The organism is Streptomyces sp. NEAU-sy36 (assembly GCF_013423905.1).
Taxonomy (GTDB): domain Bacteria; phylum Actinomycetota; class Actinomycetes; order Streptomycetales; family Streptomycetaceae; genus Streptomyces; species Streptomyces misionensis.
The window spans coordinates 3,074,599-3,098,885 of sequence record NZ_CP058977.1; the positions used below are offsets into that span (position 1 = coordinate 3,074,599).

The following is a 24,287-nucleotide window of genomic DNA, read 5'->3' on the forward strand; positions in this document are numbered from 1 at the left end:
CGAGACGGAGCCCGGGCCACCGGGGCGCCTAATCTGTGGGCCAGCCGAGCACCAGCCCGCACAAGGAGCGCACGTGACGCCACCCCGCAGACAGCCCGCACGCCGCCGTGGCACGGTATTCGGCCGCCGGACGGTCCTCGCCACCGTCCCCGTCGCCGTCGCCGCCCTCCTCGGCGCCGCCGCACCGGCCGGGACGGGCACCACCGGAGCGGCCGGCGCGGGCGACCCCTACTTCCCGCTCAGCGGCAACGGCGGCTACCACGTGCGCCACTACGACCTGACGCTGCGCTACCGGAGCGGCGGCCGGCTGACCGGCACCGCGGTCCTCACCGCCCGCGCCACCCAGCCGCTCACCCGCTTCGACCTCGACCTGAAGGGGCTGACGGTCGACGGCGTCACCGTCGACCGCGCCGCCGCCACCGCCGTCGCGCGCTCCGGACAGGAACTCGTCGTCACCCCGCGCCACGCCCTGCGCGCCGGCCAGGACTTCACGGTCACCGTCGGGTACCACGGCACCCCGAAGCCGGTCACCGACCCGGACGGCTCGGCGGACGGCTGGATCCCCACCGACGACGGCGCGTTCGTCGCCGGCGAACCACAGGGCGCCATGACCTGGTTCCCGGCGAACGCCCACCCCAAGGACAAGTCGTCGTACGACTTCACGATCACCGTGCCCAAGGGCCGCACCGCCGTCGCCAACGGCGTCCTGCTCGGGCAGCGCACCGCCGGGGGCGAGACCACCTTCCGCTGGCGCGAGACCCAGCCGATGGCCGCCTACCTGGCCACCGCCACCATCGGCACCTTCCAGGTCCACCGGTACACCACCCGCGACGGCATCCAGGTGTACGACGCCGTCGACCCCCGCGAGGCCGAGGCCGCCGCCCCGGTGCTCGCCAAGCTGCCCTCCGTCCTGGAGTGGGAGAGCAAGCTGTTCGGGCCCTACCCGTTCACGTCCGCCGGGTCCATCGTCGACCACGCGGACGTCGGCTACGCCCTGGAGACCCAGACCCGCCCGCTCTACGACTCCGCGCCCGACCTCCTCACCCTCGTGCACGAGAGCGCCCACCAGTGGTACGGCGACTCGGTGTCGCTGACCTCCTGGAAGGACATCTGGCTCAACGAGGGCTTCGCCACCTACGCGGAGTGGCTCTACTCGGAACAGCACGGCGGTGCCAGTGCCCAGAAGGCCTTCGACGCCCTCTACGCCCGCCCGGCGGACGACGGGCTGTGGGCCTACCCGCCCGGCGACCCGGGCAGCGGCGCGAACATCTTCGGCAGCCCCGTCTACGAGCGCGGCGCCATGGCCCTGCACGAGCTGCGCAAGGCGGTCGGCGACAGAGCCTTCTTCCGCATCCTGCGCGCCTGGGCCACCGGGCACCGCCACGGGCACGGCACCACCGCGCAGTTCGTCCGGCTCGCGGAGAAGGAGTCCGGAAAGCGGCTCGATCCCCTCTTCCACACCTGGCTGTTCACGAAGGGCAAGCCGAACAGGGGCTGAATTCTTACCATTTCCACATAACCGTCGGCGAAGCTCGACAGCATGATCAACCGCAGAACCGCCGTCGGCCTCCTCGCCTCCCCGCTGCTGCTCACCGGCTGCGGCGGCGGGGCCGGGGGGACCGGGCGCCGCACGCCGACCACCCGGCCGGCACCCGCGACGGGCACCACCTCCCAGGCCGACCAGGCCCACCAGGGCATACCCGGACTCGGACCCGCCCGCTCGGCGGCGATACCGAAGCAGTGCGGCCAGGTCGTCGTCGCCACCGGGCGCGGCCCCGACTCCCCGCAGTGCACGGTCGTCCTGCACCAGCGCACCGCCGACGGCTGGCAGGCGGGCCCCAGTTGGCCCGCGCACAACGCCCTGCGCGGCTGGAGCGCCCACCACATGCTGAACGACCTGCGCTCCCCGCTCGGCGTCTACGCCCTCTCGGACGCCGGGGGGCTGCTGCCCGACCCGGGCAGCAAGCTGCCGTACCACCAGTCCCTCCGGTTCCACTCGCCCGGCACCGGCTTCGAGGGCGAACCCCTGGACGGCTGCTTCGACTACGTCATCGCCATCGACTACAACCGCAAGCCCGGCACCTCCCCGCTGGACTGGACCCGCCCGCTGGGCGAGAAGCGCGGCGGGGGCGTCTGGCTGCACGTCGACCACGGCGGCCCCACCCACGGCTGCGTCAGCGTCTCCAAGGGACACATGAAGGAGCTGCTGCGCACCCTCGACCCGGCGCGGCACCCGGTCGTCGCGATGGGGTACGCCGACTGGCTCGCCGCTTGAGCCGCTTAGGATCCGCACTTGTGTGCGCACATGTGCTGGTCGCCGAGGACGACGAGAAACAGGCCGAACTGATCCGCCGCTCCCTGCTGGCCGAGGGACACACCGCGACGGTGGTGCACGACGGCGCGGCCGCGCTCGACGCGGCCCGCCGCCTGCGGCCCGACCTGCTCGTCCTCGACCTGATGCTGCCGGTCCTCGACGGCTTCGACGTCTGCCGCCGACTGCGGGGGGACGACGGTGAGCCGACGGTGCCCGTGGTGATGCTCACGGCCCGCTCCGGCGAGGACGACCTGCTGCTCGGCCTCGACCTCCCGCGGAGGCGTTCAACGCCCTCACCGAGCGCCGCGAACGCCTGGAGGCCCAGCGCAAGGCCATGGTCAGCGACATCGCGCACGAACTGCGCAGCCCGCTGACCAACATCCGCGGCTGGCTGGAGGTGATGCGCGACGGCGTGGTGGAGCCCGACCCGGGTCTGCTGGACTCCCTGCACGAGGAGGCGGTCGTCCTCCAGCGGATCATCGACGACCTCCAGGACCTCGCCGCCGCCGACGCGGGCACGCTGCGTCTGCACCGCGAACCGCTGCCGGCGGCGGAACTGCTGGCCCAGGTCGCCGCCGCGCACCGGGTGGCCGCGGACGCCGCCCGGGTCACGCTGGTGACCGAGGCCGACCCCGCCGTCTGGCTGGACGCCGACCCGGTGCGGATGCGGCAGGCGCTCGGCAACCTCGTCTCCAACGCGCTGCGGCACACCCCGCCCGGCGGCACGGTCACGCTGACAGCCCGCCGGGACGGCGCGGACGCGGTGCTCACCGTCGCCGACACCGGCGGCGGGATCGCCCCCGAGGATCTGCCGCGGGTCTTCGAGCGGTTCTGGCGCGCGGAGAAGTCCCGCAGCCGCCGCACCGGGGGCAGCGGGCTCGGGCTGTCCATCGTCCGCCAACTGGTCGCCGCGCACGGTGGCACCGCGGGGGCGGCCAGCGAGGCCGGCGCGGGCGCGGTGTTCACCCTGCGGCTGCCGGCCGGGGAAGCGCCGGGCGAGGAACCGTGAGCGGGATGTCGTGGGGTGCCGGGTCCGGTTCCCCTCGCGTCCCGGGGGTACCCCGGAGCCCATGAGCGCATCGGACGACCTGCCCACCGTGTCCACGCTCGCCGAGGCGGCCGAGCTGGTGGCCCGGCACCGCGGCCTGTACGTGCGTTGGTCCAGGGGACCCGGCGTCGACCTCCACGCCGTCTCCAGCACCGACGAGCTGACCGGCGTGCCCATGCCCGGCCTGTCCGCCAACCCCCTTGATGTGGAGGGCTGGTGGGGTGACCGCTCGCTCCGGCTGTGGACGGCCCGCCGCCTGTACGACTACGCGCACCTGCCCCACGACAAGGGGCCCGGCGTGCGCCCCTGGGTCCTCACGGGCCGGGAGAACGGCCGGGGCCCCGACAACGAGCCCCTGGTGACCGAGGTCGAGCCGCTGTGCTGGATCGCCGACGAGGTGATCGAGGCGGCCCGCACGGAGGTGAACCGGCAGGAGCGGGCGTGGGGCACCCTGCGCCGCGGCGGCTGAACCGGCGCCCGGTCAGCCCGAGCGCGGGTGGGAGCGGGCCCGGCGGCGCAGCGCCCGGCGCTCCACCTCGGTGGTACCGCCCCAGACGCCGATGCCCTGGCCGGTGTCCAGCGCCCAGTCGAGACACTGCTGCCGGACCGGGCAGCGCCCGCACACCACCTTGGCCCGCTCGGCCTGCACCTGCGCGGGCCCGGTGGTGCCTATGGGGAAGAAGAGATCGGGGTCCTCATGACGGCACGCGGCATGATCGCGCCAGTTCTCCATGGAAGTCTCCTGGATCGGATCGGGAATGACCGTGTCCTGTCGAAGGCGTTCCGGGTGCGGGTGACCGGTCGTAGCGGAGTGAAACGGCGGCGACCGCATCGGGCCGGGGAACCTCGTCGGGCCGATGTCTTTCGGCCACCTCTGGCTCTCAGCCCCGCAGGGCCTCGGCCGCCGTGGCGGTCACCGCGTCCGCCAGTGCCGCCAGCGCGGGGGAGTCGAGCTTCCACTGCTGCCAGTACAGGGTGACGTCCATCCACTCGCCGGGCGCGAGCAGGGTCAGCAAACCCTCGTCCAGCAAGGGATACGCCTGGACCTCGGGCACCATGCCCCAGCCGAGGCCCGCGGCGACCGCGTCGAGGAAGCCCTCCGAGGTGGGCACGTAGTGCCGGAGCGGACCGGCCGAGGCACCGCCCAGCCGGCGGACATAGGCGTCCTGGAAGTCGTCCTTGCGGTCGAAGACCACCACGGGCGCCGTGGTCAGGCCGTCCACCAGGGGCCGGCCGGCGATCCGGGTGCGGGCGAACTCCGGTTCGGCGGCCGGGAGATAGCGCATCCGGCCGAGCGGGCGCGCCGTGCAGCCGGGCACCGGGTCGGGCGACGAGGTCACCGCCGCCATCACCAGCCCCTCGCGCAGCAGCACCGCCGTGTGCCCCTCGTCCTCGCGGTGCAGCTCGAAGCAGAGCCCCGGCACGCGGCTCAGCGCGGGCAGGAACCAGGTCGCCAGCGAGTCCGCGTTCACCGCGACCGACACCCGGGTGGGCTCTCCGGCCCCGCTGAGTCCCAGCTCGCCCCACGCGTCGCGTTCGAGCCGGGCGAGCTGGCGGGCGTACCGCACCAGCACCGCGCCGGACTCGGTGGGCCGTACCGGTTTGGTCCGTTGCAGCAGTACGCGCCCGGTGCGCTGTTCGAGGGCCTTGACCCGCTGGCTGACCGCCGACGGCGTCACGTGCAGGGCGGCGGCCGCCGCGTCGAAGGTGCCCTCGTCGACCACCGCGAGCAGCGTCCGTACCTGGTCCAGGGGGAGGTCCATCACGAGCGCTAAGGATACGTAAGAATCTTTAGCTGTACTTGGCCCCCCGGCGTCCTTAGTTTCGAACGCATGAACAACACCGCCCTGACCGCCGCGGTCGCCGGGTTCGGCACCGGCATGTCCCTGATCGCCGCCATCGGCGCCCAGAACGCCTTCGTCCTGCGGCAGGGGGTGCGCCGGGACGCCGTCCTCGCCGTGGTCGGCATCTGCGCCCTGTCCGACGCGGTGCTCATCTCCCTCGGCGTCGGCGGTGTCGGCGCCCTGGTGGTGGCCTGGCCGGGCGCGGTCCGTGCGGTCGGGATCGTCGGCGGCGTCTTCCTGCTCTGCTACGGGCTGCTCGCCGCGCGCCGGGTGGTGCGGCCGGCCGCCACCGGCCTGACCGCGGTGGGCGAGGCGGCCGGTTCCCGGCGCCGTGCGGTGCTCACCTGCCTGGCGATGACCTGGCTCAATCCCCACGTCTACCTGGACACCGTGTTCCTGCTGGGTTCCCTCGCCGCCGACCGGGGCCCGCTGCGCTGGACCTTCGGGCTCGGCGCCGCGCTCGCCAGCCTGTGCTGGTTCACCGCGCTCGGCTTCGGCGCCCGGCTGCTCGGCCGGTACCTGGCCCGGCCCGGCGCCTGGCGGATCCTGGACGGCCTGGTCGCCGCCACCATGCTCGTGCTGGGCGGCTCCTTGCTCCTCGGGAGCTGAGCACGGGGTGCCCGTCGCCCGAAGGCCGAGACGGGTCTCCCGGTCGAACGGATGCGATAGTTAGGCTCTCGAACTGAAAAGATGTAACGAGCAACCAGGACATCCGTGAACACGAGCGAGAGCACGACCGAGACCGGCGACGACGCCCCGACGGCCGACAACCCGCCCCGCCGGGGCTGGCGGCGCTGGGCGATGGACACCCGCCCGCTGCGCATCCCCGCCTATCGGCGCCTGTGGTCCTCGACCATCGTGACCGCCGTGGGCAGCCAGCTCACCGCGGTCGCCGTACCCAAGCAGATCTACGACATCACCCACTCCTCGGCCTGGGTCGGCTACGCGAGCCTCGCCGGCCTGGTGCCCATGGTGGTGTTCGCGCTGTGGGGCGGGGCGGTCGCCGACACCGTGGACCGCCGCAAGCTGCTGCTGGTGACCAACATCGGCATCGCGGTGACCTCCCTGCTGTTCTGGGCGCAGGCCGTCGGCGGGCTGGACTCGGTCGTCGTCCTCATGGTGCTGCTCGCACTCCAGCAGGCCTTCTTCGGTCTCAACTCCCCGGCCCGCAACGCCTCCATCGCCCGGCTGGTCCCGGCCCGGGAACTGCCCGCGGCCAACGCGCTCAGCTCCACCGTGATGCAGACCGGACTGGTGGCCGGCCCGCTGCTCGCCGGTGTGCTCATCCCGGTGATCGGGCTGCCCGAGCTGTACCTGATCGACGCCCTCGCGCTGTGCGTCACCGTGTGGGCCGTCTTCCGGCTGCCCGCGCTGCCCCCGCTCGGCGACGGCCCGGCCCGCCGTGCCGGGGTGCGCGAGATAGCCGACGGGTTCCGCTACATATCCGGGCACAAGGTACTGCTGCTGTCCTTCCTCGCCGACATCGTCGCCATGGTGTTCGGCATGCCCCGTGCCCTGTTCCCGCAGCTGGCCGCGCAGACCTACGACGGGTGGGGCGAGGGGCTCGCGCTCGGCGTGCTGTTCGCCGGCATCCCGGTCGGCGCGGTGCTCGGCGGGCTGTTCTCGGGCGTCTTCTCCCGGGCCCGCCGGCACGGCTGGATGGTCATCGGCGCGGTCGTCGGCTGGGGCGTGGCCATCGCCGGGTTCGGGCTCAGCGGCAATCTCTGGGTCGCGCTGGCCTTCCTCGCCGCGGCCGGTGTCGCGGACATGATCTCGATGGTGTTCCGGGGCGCGATCCTGCTGTCCGCCGCGACCGACGAGATGCGCGGCCGGATGCAGGGCGTGTTCACCGTCGTGGTGGCGGGCGGCCCGCGGCTGGCCGACGTGCTGCACGGCACCGCCGGCTCCCTGTTCGGCCCGCGCGCGGCCGTCGCGGGCGGCGGCGCCCTGGTCGTCGTGCTGATGCTGGCCCTGGCCGCGACCGTGCCGGCGCTGCGGCGCTACCGGATCTGAGGACGAAACCCGCCTTCCGGGCCGGCCCGCTCGGCGGACCCGGAAGGACCGGCCCTACATCGGACTGCGGCGGCCCAGCGCGTACTGCTCCATCAGCCTGCCGCGGGTGATCTCCAGCCGGTGGGCGAGGATCTCGGCCACCGAGCGCACCAGCGACAGCCCGAGCAGCGGGTCCTCCACGCACAGCGCGAGCACCGAGGGCCCGTCGAACTCGTAGGCGCGCACATTGCTGAAGGCCACCGAGCCGAAGTCCCACCGGTACGGCGGGAAGAGCCAGGACCAGCCGAGCAGGTCGCCCGCGCCGAGCGTGGCCACGGTCACCCGCCTGCGCGCGGTGACCTCCTGGTCCAGATGGACCGCGCCCGAACGGATCACCCAGAACCGGTCGGCCGTGCCGCCCGCCTCGAAGATACGGGTGTCCTCCGGGAAGGACACCTCCTTGGCCAGCTCCATCAGGCGCTCACGCTGCGCCTGGGGCAGGGCGGTCAGCAGTTTTATCGCTTTGGTCATGGCGCGGGCTCCTCGCCGGCGGCGGTTCGGGTGCTGCGGGGCTCTGTGCGGGCCGGGTGCGTTCGTCACACCCATTTCAGCCGCTGGCGCCGCCCAGGGCACCTCGAAGGGCGCGGTTTTCTTCTCGTCCGCCGTCGCGCGGGCAGAAAAAAGCCCTGGCTGGACGGGGGAGGCCAGCCAGGGCAGTTCAGGGTGACGCGGGGAGTCGGAGACCCGCTCCCGCATCACTTATGGATGAACGATAAACCACTCGGGGGCGATTCACGCAACCGGACAGCGGCCTAGGTGACCCGTCTCACGCCCTCCGTCGTCAGCGGCGGGCCGCCGGGCCGGACGATCTCCTCCAGCACCCGCAGCACCGCCTCGTACGCCCGTGCCCGCACCGCCGCCTCCCGCGCGCCGTCCGGATCGCTGGCCGTCAGGGCCTGGGCGCGATCCGCCCAGAGCCGTTCCCCTTCGGCCGCGCGGTCCCTGCCCCGCTGGATGCGCCGCAGCAACTCGTCCGCGTCCACCACGTCGGTCATGCGGCACGGGTACCCCGTCCGGGCGCGGTAATGACAGCGGCACCCAGCGTGTTTGAGGGGGCCGCCAAGGGTGAGCCGGACAGGGAGAGAGCGCGTATCCCGGCAGTGCCCAGGGAGGGAAGGGATGCCAGACATACCCCGGACCGGCTGCTCCGCCCCGACGGACGAACCCCCGCGCCGGCCGCCGTGCCGCCCGGCCGACGCCCGCAGGGCCGTTCAGCGCGCGGTCACCGAGCGATGCCGGGCGCGGCATCTGCCGCTCCGCCAGCAGACCATGGACGACGCACTCCTGGTCACCTCGGAACTCACCACCAACGCCATCGTGCACGGCGGCGGCATCACCGGCTTCGACGTGGAGGTCGACTCCGGCGGCGTCCGGGTCTCGGTGAGCGACCGCAGCGACGAACTCCCGGTCGCCACCGCACCCGTCGACGGCCACGCCCCCACCCGCCGCCATGGCCGGGGCTGGCCCATCGTCTGCCACCTCGCCCGCGACGTGCGCGTCTGCGAGCTGCCATGCGGAGGCAAGCGGATCACCGCGGTGGTACCGCTGGGCTGAGCGCGCCGGGCGCCGCCCCGAGGCCCCCGTCCGGGCCCGGGGGCCCTGCTCGCCGCACCCGCAGGACGCCCCGCTGTCCGCGTCCGCGTTCGCTTCCGTGAAGCGTGCGCCGGTGATCGTCGCTCCGCGCCGCACACCGATCCCGCCCGTGCGCCACACCCGTTCCCCCACGCCACGCCCCCGCCACCGCACCCCCCTCACCAGCGCTCCGCGATTCCTTCCGGCGCGGGTGTTTGCCACCGGGGCCGGGGGGCAGACGGAATCTCGTGCTTCGGACCGGAGGCGCGCGCCCGGCGGGAACGTCAGGACCGGGCCCCCTCTCGGTGGGCCCTGGGCGTTCCCGCGGCGAACCCTGACAGCACCGTTCGGGCCAGAACCGGAATCACGTTCCGGCAGTGCCCAGACACCACGTTCAGGAGCGAATCCGCATGCTGACCGATATGTCGACAAGCCGTCCCGGCACGCCCGCCCCCACCGCCGCGACCGCACGACGGAGCCACGACGACGCTCCCGACACCGTGGAGCTCTTCACCCGGCTTGCGGCCCTGGACGACGGTCCCGAGCGGGACGCCGTACGCGATGAACTGGTCGCCGCCTGGCTGCCCATGGCGCACCGCATCGCCGGCCGGTTCCGCGACCGCGGCGAGTCCGTGGAGGATCTGCGCCAGGTGGCGGCGCTGGGCCTGGTGAAGGCCGTCGACCGGTACGACCCCTCGCGCGGCGCGTTCGAGAGTTACGCCGTGCCGACCATCACCGGCGAGGTCAAGCGCCACTTCCGCGACCGCATGTGGGCCCTGAGGGTCCCGCGCCGGGTGCAGGAACTGCGCAACCGCGTACGTGTGGCCCGCCGGGAACTCACCCAGAACCCCGGCAGCCCGGAACCCACCGTCGCCGACATCGCCGCCCACACCGGGCTCAGCGAGGAGGACGTCGCCGCCGGCCTGGAGGCGCTGGAGAGCTTCAGCACGCTGTCCCTGGACGCCGAGCTGTCCAGCGGCGACGACGGCTACAGCCTCGCCGACACCCTCGGCGCCGCCGACGGCTCATACGACGTCGTGATCGACCGCGAGGCCGCCAAGGAAGGGCTGCGCCGACTGCCGGAGCGCGAGCGGGCCATCCTCTACATGCGCTTCTTCGAGGACATGACGCAGAGCCGGATCGCGGACCGGCTCGGCATCTCCCAGATGCACGTCTCCCGGCTGATCAGCCGCAGCTGCGCCCGGGTCCGTGACGAGGCGCTCGGCAGCCGCCGCACGGGCGGCACCGCCTGAAGGCAGCGGGGAGGCGTCACCGCTTCGCGGACGGCGCCTCCGAGCGCAGGCCCAGCGGGCGGGCGAGACCGGACACCGCCTCGTCCATCCGCTGGAGATGGCGCAGCACCCGGTCGGTCACCCGGCCGTAGCGAGGGGTGCGCAGGGTTCCCGGCTCCAGCATCGACGCGATGCTGGAGCCGGTTTCGATCTCGCCCCCCGACCGCGGGTCCGCCACGTGCGCGGCGATCGTCTCGATGTTGCGCACGATCCGTGCGCCCGCCCCGCGCAGCCGGGGGTCCGCGGCTATCGCCGGATGCGTCGGCAGCAGCTCCGCCGTCGCCGCGAGCGAACGCCCGTGGTAGGCGCAGGTCTCCAGCAGCGCCACCACGTAGCGGGCGGTGTTGCGGCGGGTGCGCATCGGAGTGATCGGATGCGTCAGCGGCTGGGTGGCCGAGCGCAGGTCGGCCAGCGCCTGGTCCAGCTCCCGCGCCTGCTCCACCAGATCGCCGCCGGTCCCGCCGCTGAGCTGGTCGACGGCGGCCCGGGTCACCTCGGCCAGCCGGTCCAGCACCTCCACGAGCAGCTCGTTGGTGCGGCGGTTGGTGTGGATGGGCAGCACCACCGCCGCCGCGATCACCCCGCAGGCCGCGCCCAGCGCCGTCTCCTCGATCCGCAGCACCAGGACGGCCGCGCTGTAGGTGTTCAGCAGCGTGTACAGCAGCCCCAGCGCGGCGGTCACGAAGAACGACATCAGCGTGTACGACAGCGGCGCCGTGTAGAACATTGCGAATACGAACAGCAGCACCAGCGCGAACGCGGTCCAGGTGTGGTGCCCGACCAGCCCGGCGAGCCCGATGCCGGCCACCACGCCGAGCACCGTGCCCACCAGCCGCCGGTAGCCCTTGACCAGGATCTCCCCGGTGGACGCGGTGTTGATGAAGACGATCCAGCAGGTCAGCACCGCCCAGTACCAGCGCTGGCTGGAGAGCAGTTCGCCGCCCAGGATGGCCAGCGAGGAGCCGACGGCGATCTGCACCGCGGCCCGGGTGGTGGGCCGGCGCAGCCCGCCCGGCTCGGCGGCCTCGGGCTCCGTCTCCTCGCTGACCTCGATCGCGGCGTCCTCCGCGTCCAGCTCCTCGCGGGAGCGGGCGGTGGCGGGGGAGTCGTCGGACTCGTCCTGCGGCCCGTCGAGGGCGATCCGCAGCCCCAGCGCGGCGCGGGCCGCCTCACCGAGCCCGCGGAAGACGTCCTGCACGGCGGGCGAGGCCTGCGGCAGGTTCTCCTCCTCGCGGTAGCCGAGCAGCCGGTTGCGCACGTGCGCCAGGGCGGTTCCGGCGGCCTCGTGGGCCGGCCGCAGCGCCAGCAGCCGCAGCGCCCTGAGGTCCCGGCGCAGCGCGGCCGTCGCCTCGTCGCGCACCGGCAGTTCTCCGCCGGAGGGCAGCGGGGCGCCCGGCAGGTGCAGGGTGAGGGTGTCGGTGCGCTCGGCGCTGCGCGCGGTGAGCAGCAGCAGCCCGAGCCGCTCGGAGGCGATCTCGGCGTCCGCGACGCGGCGTTGCAGCAGCCGGGCCACGGACTTCTCGGAGGTGCCGTCCTCCAGCCGGCCCTGGATCAGCAGCGCCGTCTCGTGCAGCCGCGCGGTGCCGGTGCGCAGCTCCTCCAGGACCTTCTCGACCTCCTCGGGTCCCGCGTCCAGCAGCTCGATCTGGGTGTCGATCAGCTGGGCGAGGCGGGCCCGGAAGGCCTGCCGCAGCCGCTCCAGGGTGCCTGCCGGGGTCTGCGGCAGCAGCACGAACCGGACCAGGGCACCGCACACGAACGCGGTCAGGACGACGCCGTACAGCTGCGGCAGCAGGGCCGGTGTGGCGTGCACGAACAGGGAGAGGAAATAGGTCTGGAACCCGATCAGGCCGAGCGCGGTGCCGCGGTCGCCGAACCGGCGGCCGTAGACGGCGCAGGCGATGAGCACCACGAAGAACAGGTCGCCCGCGATCACGTACCGGCTCAGCAGTGTGCCGAGGGTGACGGAGACGAGCGCCACCGGAAGCCCGATGGCGAGGGTGACGGCCTGCGGGCCGCGCTGCTTCTCCCGGATCGCGAAGGTGGCCACCATCGCCGCGATGGCCCCGGCGACCAGCAGCGGCACCGGGGCGCGCAGGGCGGCGAGCACCGCGAGGGTGAGGGCGATCGAGGCGACCGTGCGCAACCCCGCCGTGAGCCGGAGCAGTCCGGGATCCCACGCCGCGAGCCGGTCCCACATCCGTACCCGCCCCGACCGTCCCACTGCCCTCACGCCGCCGCGCTCTCCCGTGTCCGTGAACCCGTGCCAGAAATCGATCTACGCCCCAGCATCGCACGAGCCACTGGATCAGCTGCTTTCGGCCAGGGCCGCGGCCACCAGAGCGTTGGCGTGCCCATGGCCCAGCCCGTGCTCGGACTTGAGCCAGGCCACCAGTTCCATGTGCTTGGTCAGCGGCGAGGAACGGATCAGCTCCTGCCACGCGCCGATCGGGCGGCCGTACTTCTTCTCGATGGACGGGAAGTAGCTCGCCGGGCCCTTCGCGGCCTGCTTCTCGGTCATGTGCGCGCTCCTTCGATGCGACGTTCTCCGGTCACCGGAGAAGACCGCCGACCGGTGGCGAACTGATCGGCGGCCCCCGGTGACCCGTGTCACATCACTGGCTGCCGATGGCGCCGCCCTCCGCCCGGGCCCGCACCTGTTCCGGCGTCAGATAGGAGTCGGTGAACTCGAAGTCCTTCAGCCGGGCGGGCTTGCGGGCCTGGAAACCGGTGCGGACGAAATCGTCGCCGGCCGCCGCGTTGAGCAGCCAGTTGGTCATCACCCGGGCCTTGGCGACGCCCGTGCGCAGCGCCGACCAGTGGTAGCCGCGGGCCACCGCCTGTGCGGGCACCCCGCGCAGCTCGACACCGAGCGGCTTGGACACCGCGTCCTTGCCGCCGAGGTCCACGACCAGACCGAGGTCCTTGTGGACGTACGGGTGCAGCGGCTCCCCGCGCAGCGTCGCGATGACGTTCTCGGCGACCCGCTTGCCCTGGCGCGAGGCGTGCTGCGCGGTCGGCGGACAGATCGCCCCCTCCTGGCCCTTGGCGAGGTCGGGCACCGCGGCCGAGTCGCCGAGCGCGAACACCCCGTCCTGGCCCGGCACGGTCAGCTCGGGGTCCACGAGCAGCCGGCCGCGGACCGTCTCCGCGCCCAGCGTGGCGATCAGCGGACTGGCGACCACGCCGGCGGTCCAGATCAGGGTGCGCGTGGGCACCACCCGGCCGTCGGTGAAGGTGACCTCCTCCGCCCCGGCCTTGTCGAGCGAGACCCCGAGGGAGACGTCGATGCCGCGGCGCCGCAGGATCTCCTGCGCGCTGCGGCCGAGCTTCTCGCCCAGCTCCGGCATCAGCTTGGGCGCGATGTCGATCAGATGCCACTTGATCAGGCCCGGGTCGAGCCGCGGATAGCGCCGTACGGCGGCGTGCGTGAGCCGTTGCAGACACGCCGCGGTCTCGGTGCCGGCGTATCCGCCGCCGACCACCACGAACTGGAGCCGCGCGGCCCGCTCGGCGGGGTCGTCGCTGGCGTCGGCCAGATCCAGCTGGGAGATGACGTGGTCACGGATGTAGGCCGCCTCGGCGAGCGTCTTCATGCCGAAGGCGTGCTCGGTCAGCCCCGGGATGTCGAAGGTGCGGGTCACGCTGCCGGGGGCGAGCACGATGTAGTCGTACGGCTCGTTCACGATCTTGTCGGTGATGGTCCGGATCACGCAGACCTTGGCCTTCAGGTCCACGCCGATCGCGCCGCCCGGCAGGATCCGGGTGCGGTACCGCCTGCTGCGGCGCAGCGAGAGCGCGATCGACTGCGGTGTGAGCACACCGGAGGCGACCTGGGGCAGCAGTGGCAGATAGAGCTGGTAGGAGACGGGCGTCACCAGGGTGACGTCGGCCTCGTCGGGGGCGAGTTTCCGCTCCAGGCGGCGGACGCACTCGACTCCGGCGAAGCCGGCGCCAACCACCAGGATCCTGGGTCGTGTCACGGTGTCCATCCCTTTCTGCGGCTCCAGGCGGCGGTCCGACTCGTCGCCGTTCGCATGCCCTGGATCGATGCGCACCGACTCCGATCCCACCGCGCCCCGGGCCGTTGTGCCAGCCGGGTGCGGCAGGCAGACGAATGCGGGCCCCCGCACGCGGTGGAGTAACCGGCTGACGCGTGGTTACACGTCGGCCACGTCACCAGGGCAGGAAGACGTGGATGTCCTTGCCCTCGTCGTGCACCACCACACTGACCTGGGTGCACAGCGTGTGCACCAGATGCCAGCCGATGCCCCCGCCGCCCGTGCGCGGATGGAAGGGCCGGGGCTCCGGGCGGGTGGTGCTGCTGTCGCGCATCGTCACGTGCACGCCGTCGAAGGTGCGCCGCATCCGCAGGTCGAACGGGCCGGGCGCGTACTGGATCGCGTTGGCGGCCAGTTCGGTGACCACCAGCAGGATGTCGTCCCAGTACTCGTCCTCGCCCGGCGGCGCGGCGCGGGCCAGCGCGCCGAGGAAGTCCTCCGCGGCGAGCCGCGCCTCGGTGACGTTGCGCAGCTCGCCCGCGAAGGAGAACGTCCGCTCGTACGTCTCCTCGGAAGGCGGGGTCTCGTCCCAACGCGGCTCGGTCACGGTCTCGCATTCCCCCGGCCTCGGCCGTACGGAGCCCCTGTGCTGCCCCGTGCGGCCAGGACGGTCGTCGTCGCTGATCTTTCGCTGCGGTGCGGGTTCCCACAGCCGGGCCGGATATCCGTCCGTGCGGCCGTCTGCCAGTGCGGCTCCGCGGACGGCGCATGCGACCCGTGCGGGCGCGGACGGTCTCCGCGGGACACGGTAGACCCTGAGGCCCCCGGTGCGGCACACCGCCTCCCGGCCGCGGCGGGGTTCCGTGCGTGATCGGCCGGTGAGGCGGGCGCGTGTGGGGACTCGGCAGACATGAGTGACATGAGCCATGTGAACCCCGACCCGGAACCCGAGCGCACCACCGGCCTGGAGCCGGGCGGCTCGGTGCCGCCCGGCGAGACCCCGCCCGCCGAGAGCAGCATGCCCCAGGCCGCGACCCGGGAGCCGCACGCGAATCAGCGCGGCTGGGCCAAGGCGCCACTGGCGCTGATCCTGGCCGTCGTCGTGCTGATCGCCGCGTTCTTCCTGGTCTACGCCCTCGTCCTGATCCGCTGACCACCCCGCCCCGCACCGCGCGTGGCCGGCACGAACCGGGCCCGCGGGCCGGGCGGGCACGTCCGCCGACGCCGCGTGCGCGTGCACGGTGACGTCTTTCCCCGCGTCGGGTCGCGTCGGCGAGGGTGCGGGTGGTACGGCAAGTGGGCGGCGGAGCCGTGCCGTCGGCTGCCACGGTCGGATCGGGCGGACTTGCGCGGCGGGTCCTGGGGGCGTCGACCGTGCTCGGGCGTCTCTTTCTCGTGCCGGGGCGCGGCGCAGTCGGCGGGGCACCGGCGGGCCGGGGTCCCGCCACTGGGTCGCGTCGTCGGCGAGCGATCTGGCCGGGCCCCGGCCGCCGCGGCCCCGCAGTCCCGCGCTGTACCTGCTCAGGTGTGGCAGCGCGGCCCGCGGGGCTCTGTCGGCCGGAGGGGCTGGTCAGCCCTGCGTGTGCCGGACGCACTCCGTGACGACGTCGCGCAGGCTGCCCGTGTGCTCCAGCAGGCGGCGCTGCTCGCGGGCGCCGCCGCCGCGTCGCAGCAGTTCCTCGACGCCCTTCTCGGCGCGGGTGCCGTCGCCGCTGTCGTCGAGGGCGTCCCCGATGTGGTCGAGCAGCGAGCGCAGCACCTGTCCGGCGGGCCGGGGCCGCATGGTGTGGGGGTCCAGCAGATCGCCGTCGAGCCCCGAGCGGGCGGCCTGCCAGGACGCCAGCCGCAGCAGGCTCACACTGTGGTCGGGGGCCGGGCGGCCCGCGCGCCAGTCCCGGGCGGCCGTCTCCACCAGGCCCCGGGCGAGGGTGGCGACCAGCAGGGCGTCCTCCGCGTACAGGCACACGTCCGAGACCCGCAGCTCCACCGTCGGATAGCTGGCCGACAGCCGTGCGTCGAAGTACGCCATCGCCTCGTCCAGGATGACCCCGGTGGCTACCATGTCCGCCACCCGCCGGTGATACCGCTCGGGCGAACCGAACAGTTCGGTGGGTCCGGCCGACGGCCAGCGCGACCACACCCGGCTGCGATAGCTGCGGTAGTTGGTGTCATGCCCTTGCCAGAAGGGGGAGTTGCCGCTGATCGCGGTGAGCGCCGGCAGCCAGGGCCGCAGCCGGTCCAGGACCGCCACGCCCTCCTCGTCGGACTCCACCGACACATGGACATGGCAGCCGCAGACCAGTTGGTCACGGGTGCCGACGCCGTACCGGTCGGCCAGCCACAGATACCGCTCGTTGACCGTCAGCGAGGGGCTGACCGGCAGCGGCGAGGTGGCGAGCGCGGCGACCGCGCAGCCGATCTGCCCGGCGTGCCGGGCCGCCTCCTTCCGGCAGCGCACGATCTCCTCGCCGAGGTCCGTCATCTCGGCCTGCGGATGGGTGGCGAACTCCAGCATCTGCCCGAACAGTTCCGGTTCGAACACGTCCTGCCCGGGATCGTCGTGCGCGGCCCGTGCCAGCACGGCAGCCGCCAGCGCCTTCGGGTCGCCACTGTCCGGATCGACCAGGAGGAGCTCCTCCTCCACTCCGACCGTGCGCACTCGGTGCCGCCTTCCTCCCCGTCACCGGGGGCAGCCAGGGGTCTGTCTGTACGACCCCGACTGCCCCGGTGACGGCCGCCGACACCTGCGCCGTCAGCGCACGGGCGCCAGGAACACCGTGGCCAGCGGCGGCAGCGTGAGGGCGAGCGAACCGTCGGCCGGCTTCAGCGCCCCCGGCGGGCCGACGGCGACCCCGCCGCCCCCGTAGCGGGCGTCGTCCGTGTTCAGCTCCTCCTGCCAGGCCGGGACCTCCTCCGGGACCCACAGCCGGTAGTCGTCGCGGACCACGGGGGAGAAGTTCGACACCGCCAGCAGCGGGGAGCCGTCCGCGGCGAACCGCAGGAACGCGAAGACGTTGTCGTCCGCCGCGTCGCACTGCACCCAGCGGAAGCCTCCCGGGTCGGTGTCCCGCTGCCACAGTGCCGGCCGCGCCCGGTACAGCGCGTTCAGGTCCCGGACCAGCGCCTGCACGCCCCGGTGATCACCCGCGGAGTGGTAGTCGTCGTCCAGCAGCCACCACTCGGGCCCCTGCGCCTCGGACCACTCGGCGCCCTGGGCGAACTCCTGGCCCATGAAGAGCAGCTGCTTGCCCGGGTGGGCCCACATGAAGCCCAGGTACGCGCGGTGGTTGGCGCGCCGCTGCCACCAGTCGCCCGGCATCTTCGACACCAGGGCCTGCTTGCCGTGCACCACCTCGTCGTGCGAGATCGGCAGGACGTAGTTCTCGCTGTACGCGTACACCATCGAGAACGTCATCTCGTGGTGGTGGTACTTGCGGTGCACGGGCTCCTTCTGGATGTACTGGAGCGAGTCGTGCATCCAGCCCATGTTCCACTTCAGCCCGAAGCCCAGCCCGCCGCTGTCGGTCGGCCGGGTCACCCCGTCCCAGGCGGTGGACTCCTCGGCGATGGTGACCACGCCCGGGCAGCGCCGGTACACCGTGGCGTTCATCTCCTGGAGGAACGCGACCGCGTCCAGGTCCTCCCGGCCGCCGAACACGTTCGGCTCCCACTGCCCGGAGTCCCGCGAGTAGTCCAGGTAGAGCATGGAGGCGACCGCGTCCACCCGCAGCCCGTCGACGTGGAACTCCTCGCACCAGTACACGGCGTTGGCGACGAGGAAGTTGCGCACCTCGGTGCGGCCGTAGTCGAACTCGTACGTCCCCCAGTCCGGGTGCTCGGCGCGCGCGGCGTTCCCGGGCTCGTACAGCGGATCGCCGTCGAACCGGGCCAGCGCCCAGTCGTCCTTGGGGAAGTGCGCCGGCACCCAGTCCACGATCACGCCGATGCCCGCCCGGTGCAGCGCGTCCACCAGGTACCGGAAGTCGTCCGGGGAGCCCAGCCGGGGCGTGGGGGCGTAGTACGAGGTGACCTGGTAGCCCCAGGAGCCGCTGAACGGATGCCCGGCGACCGGCATCAGCTCCACGTGCGTGAAGCCCATCTCCTTGACGTAGGCGGGCAGTTCGTCTGCCAACTGGCGATACGTCAGACCAGGTCGCCAGGACGGCAGATGCACCTCGTACACGGAGAACGGCGCCTCGTGCACCGGGGTGTCGCCGCGGTGCGCCATCCACTGCGCGTCCCCCCACTCGTGGTGCGAGGCCGTCACCACCGACGCCGTGTCCGGCGGCACCTCGGTGCACCGCGCCATCGGGTCCGCCTTGAGGAACCGGTGGCCGTGGCGGGAGGTGATCTCGAACTTGTACCGGTCGCCCTCGCCGATCCCGGGCAGGAACAGCTCCCACACCCCGGACGCGCCCAGCGAGCGCATCGGGTACTGGGTGCCGTCCCAGTAGGTGAAGTCCCCGGCCACCCGCACCCCCCGGGCATTGGGCGCCCACACGGTGAACCGGGTGCCGGCCACGCCCTGGTGGACCATCGGCTCGGCGCCGAGCGCCCGCCACAGCTGCTCGTGCCGCCCCTCGCGGATCAGATGCAGGTCCAGCTCGCCCAGCGCGGGCAGGAAGCGGTACGGGTCGTGCACCTCCCGCTCGTCCTCGTCGTACGTCACCAGCAGCGTGTACGCGGGGATCCGCGGGTAGGGCAGCACGGCCGAGAACAGCCCGCCGCCCTCCGGCACGAGCGGGTTGCGCATCCCGTCGACCAGGACGCTCACCGCCCGCGCGTTGGGGCGCAGCGCCCGGAACAGGGTGCCGCCCGGCACCGGATGGGCGCCCAGCAGGGCGTGCGGGTCGTGGTGCGCCCCGCCGAGCAGCCGGTCCCGGTCCGCGGGGTCCAGGACGGCCGCCGCCGCGACCGGGCCCGCGGCCTCGGGACGCGAGGTGTCGCGCAGTGCCATGCCGTCAGCCTCCCCACACCGCGAGTCGTTTGATCGCGGCCATCGGTACCGGCAGCCAGTCCGGCCGGTGTCTCGCCTCGTACAGCACCTCGTACACCGCCCTGTCCGTCTCGTGCGCGCGCAGCAGCGCGTGCTTCTTGCGTGGATCCCAGCCCGCGCGGGCCGCGTAGCCCGCGCAGAACGCCTCCCGGCAGCGGCGCGCCCACTCGGGTCGCCAGGGGCGGCGCTGCCGGGCCGCGTAGTCGAAGGAGCGCAGCATCCCCGCCACGTCCCGCACCGGGGACTGCGGGGCCCGCCGCTCGGTCAGCGGCCGGGACGGCTCGCCCTCGAAATCGATGACGAACCAGTCACGGCCGGCCCGCAGCACCTGCCCGAGGTGCAGATCGCCGTGGATCCGCTGGGCGGGCGGCCCGGTGTCGCAGGTGGCCAGCGCCCCGAACGCGGCCCGCAGTCCGGGCACGAACGGTTTCAGCCCCGGCACCGCGTGGGCGGCCGCGTCCAGGCGCGCGCGCATCTCCTCGGCGGTACGGCCGTTCTCGCCGGGCCCGGCCGGCGGGAACGCCTCGGCCAGCGCCAGGTGCACCTCGGCCATCGCCCGGCCCAGCGCCCGGGCCTCGGCGGTGAAGTCGTCGCCCGCCGCGAGCGCGGCCAGCGCCAGCGTCCAGCCGTCGGCGGCGTCCGGCAGGAACGGCTGGAGCACCCCCAGCGTGGCCGGGCGCGGCGCGGTCGTGGCGAACCAGGCCACCGGCGCGGGCACCCGGGTGCAGCCCTGTGCGGCCAGCGCCGCCGACACCTCCAGATCCGGATTGACGCCCGGCTGGATGCGGCGGAACAGCTTCAGGATGTACGCGTCGCCGTACACCAGCGAGGTGTTGGACTGCTCGGCGTCCAGCAGCCGCGGTGGCAGACCCCCGGGCACCGGGGCGGCCGGGTCGGCCTCGAAGCGCAGCGGGCCCGCGGTGCCCGGCCGGCGCAGCCGCTCCAGGAGCAGGCTCGCCGAGCGCGGGTCGTACAGCGCGTCGTAGACCGCGAGCCCGGCCAGCGGACCCGCGGTGGCGCGCCCGATGAACGCCCGCTCCAGGCGTGGCGCGAGCCGCTCGCGCAGGCCGAGCAGCAACTGGTAGCAGTCGCCGGGCGGGGCCGTGCCGCCGGGCGCGGGCACCGGCGCGTGCGAGGCGTGCACCAGCAGATGCAGACACCCGGGGAACAGTTCGGTCACGCTCAGCACCGACAGATCGGTCACGGGCCGGTCCTTGCCCGCGAACCAGCGCTGCCGCGGCAGCCACTGGCGCAGCAGACCGCCGAGCGAGGCGAGGGGGCCGTCGACGCCGGCCGCGGTTCTCGGCCGGAGGGTGATGGTCTTCGGCATGGTGACGCGTCCTTTCCTCGGCGCCGCGCGCTCAGCGGCGGCGGCCGATGCGGGATGCGACTCGGGTGAGCCGGAACCAGTAGAAGCCGTGGCCCTGCAGGGTGAGCAGATAGGGCAGTTCACCGATGGCGGGGAAGCGCACCCCGCCGATCAGCTCGACCGGGTGCCGTCCGTCGTAGGCCCGCAGGTCCAGCTCGGTGGGCTGGGCGAAGCGGGAGAAGTTGTGCACGCACAGCACCAGGTCGTCCTCGTACTCGCGCAGGAAGGCGAGCACCGCCGGGTTGGAGGAGGTCAGTTCGGTGAACGAGCCGAGGCCGAAGGCGGGGTTCTGCTTGCGGATCTCGATCATGCGCCGGGTCCAGTGCAGCAGTGAGGACGGCGAGGACATGGCGGCTTCCACGTTGGTGACCTGGTAGCCGTAGACCGGGTCCATGATCGTGGGCAGGGACAGCCGGCCCGGGTCGCACGTCGAGAAGCCGGCGTTGCGGTCGGGGGTCCACTGCATGGGGGTGCGCACGGCGTCGCGGTCGCCGAGCCAGATGTTGTCGCCCATGCCGATCTCGTCGCCGTAGTAGAGGATCGGCGAGCCGGGCAGGGACAGCAGCAGGGCGGTGAACAGCTCGATCTGGTTGCGGTCGTTGTCGAGCAGCGGGGCGAGCCGGCGCCGGATGCCGATGTTGGCGCGCATGCGGGGGTCCTTGGCGTACTCGGCCCACATGTAGTCGCGTTCCTCGTCGGTGACCATCTCCAGGGTCAGCTCGTCGTGGTTGCGCAGGAAGATGCCCCACTGGCAGTTCGACGGGATCGCGGGCGTCTTGGCGAGGATTTCCGAGACGGGGTGGCGGGACTCGCGCCGTACGGCCATGAAGATCCGCGGCATCACGGGGAAGTGGAAGGCCATGTGGCACTCGTCGCCGCCGCGCTCGTAGTCGCCGAAGTAGTCGACGACGTCCTCCGGCCACTGGTTGGCCTCCGCCAGCAGTACGGTGTCCGGGTACATCGCGTCGATCTCCCGCCGGACCCGCTTGAGGAACTGGTGGGTCGCGGGGAGGTTCTCGCAGTTGGTGCCCTCCTCCGCGTAGAGGTAGGGGACCGCGTCCAGCCGGTAGCCGTCGATGCCCAGGTCCAGCCAGAAGCGCAGGGCGGCCAGGATCTCCTCCTGCACCGCCGGGTTCTCGTAGTTCAGGTCGGGCTGGTGGGAGAAGAAGCGGTGGAAGTAGTACTGGCCGCGCACGGGGTCGTACGTCCAGTTGGACGCCTCGGTGTCCACGAAGATGATCCGCGCGTCCTCGTACCGCTTGTCGTCGTCGGCCCACACGTAGTAGTCCCCGTAGGGCCCGCCGGGGTCCTTGCGCGACTCCTGGAACCACGGGTGCTGGTCGCTGGTGTGGTTCATGACGAAGTCGATGATCACGCGCATGCCGCGCTGGTGGGCGGCGTCCACGAACTCCACGAAGTCGGCGAGGTCGCCGAACTCCGGCAGCACGGCGGTGTAGTCGGCGACGTCGTAACCGCCGTCCCTGAGCGGGGACTTGAAGAACGGCGGCAGCCACAGGCAGTCCACGCCGAGCCACTGGAGGTAGTCGAGCTTGGCGGTCAGGCCCTTGAGGTCGCCGACACCGTCGCCGTTGCTGTCGTGGAAGGAGCGGACGAGCACCTCGTAGAAGACGGCGCGCTTGAACCACTGCGGGTCGCGGTCCCGGGCAGGGGTGTCCTCGAAGGTGTCCGGTACGGGTTCGTTGACGGTCATGACGCTGCGGGCCCTCCGTTCTCGGGCGTCGATCGCCGGACGTGGAGCACGTGCGCGGGCACCCGGCCGGGTGTCAGGCGCACGTAGTTGGTGCTGCCCCAGTGGTACGTCTCGCCCGTCAGTTCGTCGTGTACGGACAGGTCGGCGTGCCAGTCCAGGCCGAGTTGCGGCATGTCCAACGAGACCGTGGCCTCCTGGGTGTGATGCGGGTCGAGATTGACGACCACGAGAACCGTGTCCGTGCCCGTGCTCTTGCTGTAGGCGAGCACGGCGTCGTTGTCGGTCCGATGGAAGCGGAGATTCCGCAGGCGCTGTAGCGCGGGATGGCGGCGCCGGATGTGGTTGAGGCGGGTGATCAGCGGGGCGATGGTGCGGCCCTCGCGTGCGGCGGTGTCCCAGTCGCGTGGGGTGAGCTGGTACTTCTCGGAGTCGAGGTATTCCTCGGAGCCTTCGCGCAGGGGGGTGTTCTCGCACAGTTCGTAGCCGCTGTAGATGCCCCAGCTGGGGGAGAGGGTGGCGGCGAGGACGGCGCGGACCTCGAAGGCGGGGCGGCCGCCGTGCTGGAGGTAGGCGTGCAGGATGTCGGGGGTGCTGGGGAAGAGGTTGGGCCGCATGTAGGCGGCCGCCTCGCCCGTCAGCTCCGTGAAGTACTCGGTGAGTTCCTGTTTGGTGGTGCGCCAGGTGAAGTAGGTGTAGGACTGCTGGAAGCCGATCTGGGCCAGGGTGTGCATCATGGCGGGGCGGGTGAAGGCCTCGGCCAGGAAGATGACGTCGGGGTCGCGGCCGTTGATCTCGGCGATGACGCGTTCCCAGAAGACGACCGGTTTGGTGTGGGGGTTGTCGACGCGGAAGATCCGCACCCCGTGGTCCATCCAGTGCCGCAGCACGCGCACGGTCTCGGCGACCAGGCCGTCCATGTCGGCGTCGAAGGCGATGGGGTAGATGTCCTGGTACTTCTTCGGCGGGTTCTCGGCGTGGGCGATGGTGCCGTCGGGCCGGTGGTGGAACCACTCGGGGTGCTTGTGCACCCAGGGGTGGTCGGGGGAGCACTGGAGGGCGAAGTCGAGGGCGATCTCCAGGCCCAGCGCGCGGGCCCGGGCGACGAAGTGGTCGAAGTCCTCGATGGTGCCGAGCCGGGGGTGGACGGTGTCGTGTCCGCCCTCGGGGGAGCCGATGGCCCAGGGCACGCCGACGTCGTCGGGGGTGGCGGTGAGGCTGTTGTTGCGGCCTTTGCGGAAGGTGTGGCCGATCGGGTGGATCGGGGGCAGGTAGACGACGTCGAAGCCCATGTCCGCGATCGGCTTCAGCCGCCGCGCGGCGGTGCGGAAGGTGCCGTGCGGGCACTGGTCGGTGCCCTCGCTGCGGGGGAAGAACTCGTACCAGGAGCCGAAGAGCGCCCGCTCGCGCTCGACCAGCAGCGGCATCGGGTCCGACGCGGTCACCAACTCCCGCAGCGGATACCGCGCGAGCACGTCCTGGACCTCCGGACGGAGCGCGGCCTTGAGACGGTCGTGGACCGAGCGGGAGTCGTCGCCGAGGGCGCGGGCGGCGGCGGCCACCAGGTCCCGCTCGGGGCCCTTCGGGACTCCGGCCGCGGCGCGCTCGTACAGCTCCGCGCCCTCCTCCAGGACCAACCCGGTGTCGATCCCGGCCGGCACCTTGACCGAGGCGGTGTGCCGCCAGGTCGCCAGCGGATGGCTCCAGGCCTCCACCCGGAAGGTCCAGCGGCCCGTCACGTCCGGGGTGACCTCGGCGCCCCACACGTCGCTGCCCGGCGACAGTTCGCGCATCGGGGTCCAGGGGCCGCGCCGGCCCCTCGGATCGCGCAGGACCACGTTGGCGCCGACAGCCTCGTGCCCCTCGCGGAACACGGTGGCGGTCACCTGGAACGTCTCCCCGGTCACCGCCTTCGCCGGGCGCCTGCCGCACTCCACGGCCGGCCGGACGTCGCGTACCGGTACACGGCCGATGGCCGGGGTCCTGCGCATGTATCTCACCTCCGCCGTGCGCGGAGCCGGGCGCCGGCCCGGCTCCGCGATCCGAGAGCGGGGCCGGCCCCAGCCGGTCCCCGGGGGAACGCCTTGTACG

General features: G+C 72.9%; 21 protein-coding genes and 2 pseudogenes. 10 read left to right on the plus strand and 13 right to left on the minus strand.

The annotated features are described in order from the left end of the window. The first annotated feature begins 73 nt into the window (after positions 1–73). The 5 genes and pseudogenes from HZZ00_RS14085 (at position 74) to HZZ00_RS14105 (ending at position 3,831) form a co-directional block, all read left to right on the plus strand. On the plus strand, positions 74–1,498 hold the full coding sequence (locus HZZ00_RS14085; RefSeq protein ID WP_180332511.1) for a M1 family metallopeptidase: 1,425 nt from the start codon (positions 74–76) through the stop codon (positions 1,496–1,498). 42 nt (positions 1,499–1,540) lie between these two features. After that, a complete protein-coding gene (locus HZZ00_RS14090; protein WP_180332512.1) occupies positions 1,541–2,275 on the plus strand; it encodes a L,D-transpeptidase family protein in 735 nt (244 codons plus the stop codon). Between the two features lie 20 nt (positions 2,276–2,295). After that, positions 2,296–2,586 (plus strand): annotated as a pseudogene (locus HZZ00_RS14095) (response regulator); the annotation flags it as partial. A gap of 2 nt (positions 2,587–2,588) precedes the next feature. Then, positions 2,589–3,323 (plus strand): annotated as a pseudogene (locus tag HZZ00_RS14100) (sensor histidine kinase); the annotation flags it as partial. Between the two features lie 61 nt (positions 3,324–3,384). Then, the gene (locus HZZ00_RS14105; protein WP_180332513.1) at positions 3,385–3,831 is read left to right on the plus strand and encodes a DUF6098 family protein; all 447 of its coding nucleotides are present in this window, start codon (positions 3,385–3,387) and stop codon (positions 3,829–3,831) included. A 12-nt stretch (positions 3,832–3,843) separates the two neighbouring features. Here the strand turns inward: HZZ00_RS14105 and HZZ00_RS14110 are convergent, their stop codons facing one another. Together HZZ00_RS14110 and HZZ00_RS14115 are read right to left on the minus strand one after the other, a co-directional pair. Beyond that, positions 3,844–4,095, minus strand: a complete 252-nt coding sequence (locus HZZ00_RS14110) for a WhiB family transcriptional regulator (RefSeq protein ID WP_180332514.1) — start codon at positions 4,093–4,095, stop codon at positions 3,844–3,846. Between the two features lie 148 nt (positions 4,096–4,243). Then, on the minus strand, positions 4,244–5,125 hold the full coding sequence (locus HZZ00_RS14115; RefSeq protein ID WP_180333500.1) for a LysR family transcriptional regulator ArgP: 882 nt from the start codon (positions 5,123–5,125) through the stop codon (positions 4,244–4,246). A 69-nt stretch (positions 5,126–5,194) separates the two neighbouring features. Between HZZ00_RS14115 and HZZ00_RS14120 the strand changes: the two genes are divergently transcribed. Further along, positions 5,195–5,815, plus strand: coding sequence for a LysE/ArgO family amino acid transporter (locus HZZ00_RS14120; RefSeq protein ID WP_180332515.1), 621 nt, complete (start codon positions 5,195–5,197; stop codon positions 5,813–5,815). Positions 5,816–5,920: 105 nt separating this feature from the next. After that, complete coding sequence (locus HZZ00_RS14125) at positions 5,921–7,219, plus strand: MFS transporter (RefSeq protein WP_180332516.1); 1,299 nt, start codon at positions 5,921–5,923, stop codon at positions 7,217–7,219. Between the two features lie 54 nt (positions 7,220–7,273). Here the strand turns inward: HZZ00_RS14125 and HZZ00_RS14130 are convergent, their stop codons facing one another. Further along, positions 7,274–7,729, minus strand: coding sequence for a cyclic nucleotide-binding domain-containing protein (locus HZZ00_RS14130; RefSeq protein WP_180332517.1), 456 nt, complete (start codon positions 7,727–7,729; stop codon positions 7,274–7,276). Positions 7,730–8,010: 281 nt separating this feature from the next. Beyond that, positions 8,011–8,253: a hypothetical protein gene (locus tag HZZ00_RS14135; protein WP_070026684.1), complete on the minus strand. Its 243-nt coding sequence runs from the start codon at positions 8,251–8,253 to the stop codon at positions 8,011–8,013. A 124-nt stretch (positions 8,254–8,377) separates the two neighbouring features. Between HZZ00_RS14135 and HZZ00_RS14140 the strand changes: the two genes are divergently transcribed. After that, positions 8,378–8,812 (plus strand): ATP-binding protein, encoded by a 435-nt coding sequence (locus tag HZZ00_RS14140; protein WP_180332518.1) that lies wholly within the window; start codon positions 8,378–8,380, stop codon positions 8,810–8,812. 428 nt (positions 8,813–9,240) lie between these two features. Then, positions 9,241–10,083 carry an RNA polymerase sigma factor SigF gene (locus HZZ00_RS14145; protein WP_180332519.1) on the plus strand — a complete coding sequence of 281 codons (843 nt, stop codon included), beginning with the start codon at positions 9,241–9,243 and terminating at the stop codon, positions 10,081–10,083. Between the two features lie 16 nt (positions 10,084–10,099). On the opposite strand, the gene HZZ00_RS14150 is transcribed toward HZZ00_RS14145, so the two are convergent. From HZZ00_RS14150 to HZZ00_RS14165, 4 genes are all read right to left on the minus strand, one after another. After that, positions 10,100–12,322 carry an FUSC family protein gene (locus HZZ00_RS14150; protein WP_180333501.1) on the minus strand — a complete coding sequence of 741 codons (2,223 nt, stop codon included), beginning with the start codon at positions 12,320–12,322 and terminating at the stop codon, positions 10,100–10,102. A 108-nt stretch (positions 12,323–12,430) separates the two neighbouring features. Then, positions 12,431–12,643, minus strand: a complete 213-nt coding sequence (locus HZZ00_RS14155; protein ID WP_180332520.1) for a DUF4287 domain-containing protein — start codon at positions 12,641–12,643, stop codon at positions 12,431–12,433. A gap of 94 nt (positions 12,644–12,737) precedes the next feature. Continuing rightward, entirely contained in the window at positions 12,738–14,114 is a 1,377-nt protein-coding gene (locus HZZ00_RS14160) for an NAD(P)/FAD-dependent oxidoreductase (protein ID WP_180332521.1), read from the minus strand. A 184-nt stretch (positions 14,115–14,298) separates the two neighbouring features. After that, positions 14,299–14,730 carry an ATP-binding protein gene (locus HZZ00_RS14165; protein WP_180332522.1) on the minus strand — a complete coding sequence of 144 codons (432 nt, stop codon included), beginning with the start codon at positions 14,728–14,730 and terminating at the stop codon, positions 14,299–14,301. Between the two features lie 312 nt (positions 14,731–15,042). Between HZZ00_RS14165 and HZZ00_RS14170 the strand changes: the two genes are divergently transcribed. Continuing rightward, complete coding sequence (locus HZZ00_RS14170) at positions 15,043–15,276, plus strand: DUF6480 family protein (RefSeq protein WP_070026691.1); 234 nt, start codon at positions 15,043–15,045, stop codon at positions 15,274–15,276. Positions 15,277–15,693: 417 nt separating this feature from the next. Here the strand turns inward: HZZ00_RS14170 and HZZ00_RS14175 are convergent, their stop codons facing one another. From HZZ00_RS14175 to HZZ00_RS14195, 5 genes are all read right to left on the minus strand, one after another. Next, positions 15,694–16,782 (minus strand): glutamate--cysteine ligase, encoded by a 1,089-nt coding sequence (locus HZZ00_RS14175; protein WP_180332523.1) that lies wholly within the window; start codon positions 16,780–16,782, stop codon positions 15,694–15,696. 93 nt (positions 16,783–16,875) lie between these two features. Further along, positions 16,876–19,080, minus strand: coding sequence for a 1,4-alpha-glucan branching enzyme (glgB, locus tag HZZ00_RS14180; protein ID WP_180332524.1), 2,205 nt, complete (start codon positions 19,078–19,080; stop codon positions 16,876–16,878). 4 nt (positions 19,081–19,084) lie between these two features. Continuing rightward, a complete protein-coding gene (locus HZZ00_RS14185; protein WP_180332525.1) occupies positions 19,085–20,449 on the minus strand; it encodes a maltokinase in 1,365 nt (454 codons plus the stop codon). A 31-nt stretch (positions 20,450–20,480) separates the two neighbouring features. Further along, a complete protein-coding gene (treS, locus tag HZZ00_RS14190) occupies positions 20,481–22,199 on the minus strand; it encodes a maltose alpha-D-glucosyltransferase (RefSeq protein WP_180332526.1) in 1,719 nt (572 codons plus the stop codon). Continuing rightward, positions 22,196–24,187, minus strand: coding sequence for an alpha-1,4-glucan--maltose-1-phosphate maltosyltransferase (locus tag HZZ00_RS14195; protein WP_180332527.1), 1,992 nt, complete (start codon positions 24,185–24,187; stop codon positions 22,196–22,198). Before HZZ00_RS14195 ends, treS begins: the two co-directional genes overlap by 4 nt. Between the last annotated feature and the right edge of the window lie 100 nt (positions 24,188–24,287).

Coding starts and splice junctions, on each gene's coding strand:
- HZZ00_RS14090 (WP_180332512.1), top strand. CDS start 1,541: ATGATCAACCGCAGAACCGCCGTCGGCCTCCTCGCCTCCCCGCTGCTG.
- HZZ00_RS14105 (WP_180332513.1), top strand. CDS start 3,385: ATGAGCGCATCGGACGACCTGCCCACCGTGTCCACGCTCGCCGAGGCG.
- HZZ00_RS14110 (WP_180332514.1), bottom strand. CDS start 4,095: ATGGAGAACTGGCGCGATCATGCCGCGTGCCGTCATGAGGACCCCGAT.
- HZZ00_RS14115 (WP_180333500.1), bottom strand. CDS start 5,125: ATGGACCTCCCCCTGGACCAGGTACGGACGCTGCTCGCGGTGGTCGAC.
- HZZ00_RS14120 (WP_180332515.1), top strand. CDS start 5,195: ATGAACAACACCGCCCTGACCGCCGCGGTCGCCGGGTTCGGCACCGGC.
- HZZ00_RS14130 (WP_180332517.1), bottom strand. CDS start 7,729: ATGACCAAAGCGATAAAACTGCTGACCGCCCTGCCCCAGGCGCAGCGT.
- HZZ00_RS14135 (WP_070026684.1), bottom strand. CDS start 8,253: ATGACCGACGTGGTGGACGCGGACGAGTTGCTGCGGCGCATCCAGCGG.
- HZZ00_RS14140 (WP_180332518.1), top strand. CDS start 8,378: ATGCCAGACATACCCCGGACCGGCTGCTCCGCCCCGACGGACGAACCC.
- HZZ00_RS14145 (WP_180332519.1), top strand. CDS start 9,241: ATGCTGACCGATATGTCGACAAGCCGTCCCGGCACGCCCGCCCCCACC.
- HZZ00_RS14150 (WP_180333501.1), bottom strand. CDS start 12,322: ATGTGGGACCGGCTCGCGGCGTGGGATCCCGGACTGCTCCGGCTCACG.
- HZZ00_RS14155 (WP_180332520.1), bottom strand. CDS start 12,643: ATGACCGAGAAGCAGGCCGCGAAGGGCCCGGCGAGCTACTTCCCGTCC.
- HZZ00_RS14160 (WP_180332521.1), bottom strand. CDS start 14,114: ATGGACACCGTGACACGACCCAGGATCCTGGTGGTTGGCGCCGGCTTC.
- HZZ00_RS14170 (WP_070026691.1), top strand. CDS start 15,043: ATGAGCCATGTGAACCCCGACCCGGAACCCGAGCGCACCACCGGCCTG.
- glgB (WP_180332524.1), bottom strand. CDS start 19,080: ATGGCACTGCGCGACACCTCGCGTCCCGAGGCCGCGGGCCCGGTCGCG.
- HZZ00_RS14185 (WP_180332525.1), bottom strand. CDS start 20,449: ATGCCGAAGACCATCACCCTCCGGCCGAGAACCGCGGCCGGCGTCGAC.
- treS (WP_180332526.1), bottom strand. CDS start 22,199: ATGACCGTCAACGAACCCGTACCGGACACCTTCGAGGACACCCCTGCC.
- HZZ00_RS14195 (WP_180332527.1), bottom strand. CDS start 24,187: ATGCGCAGGACCCCGGCCATCGGCCGTGTACCGGTACGCGACGTCCGG.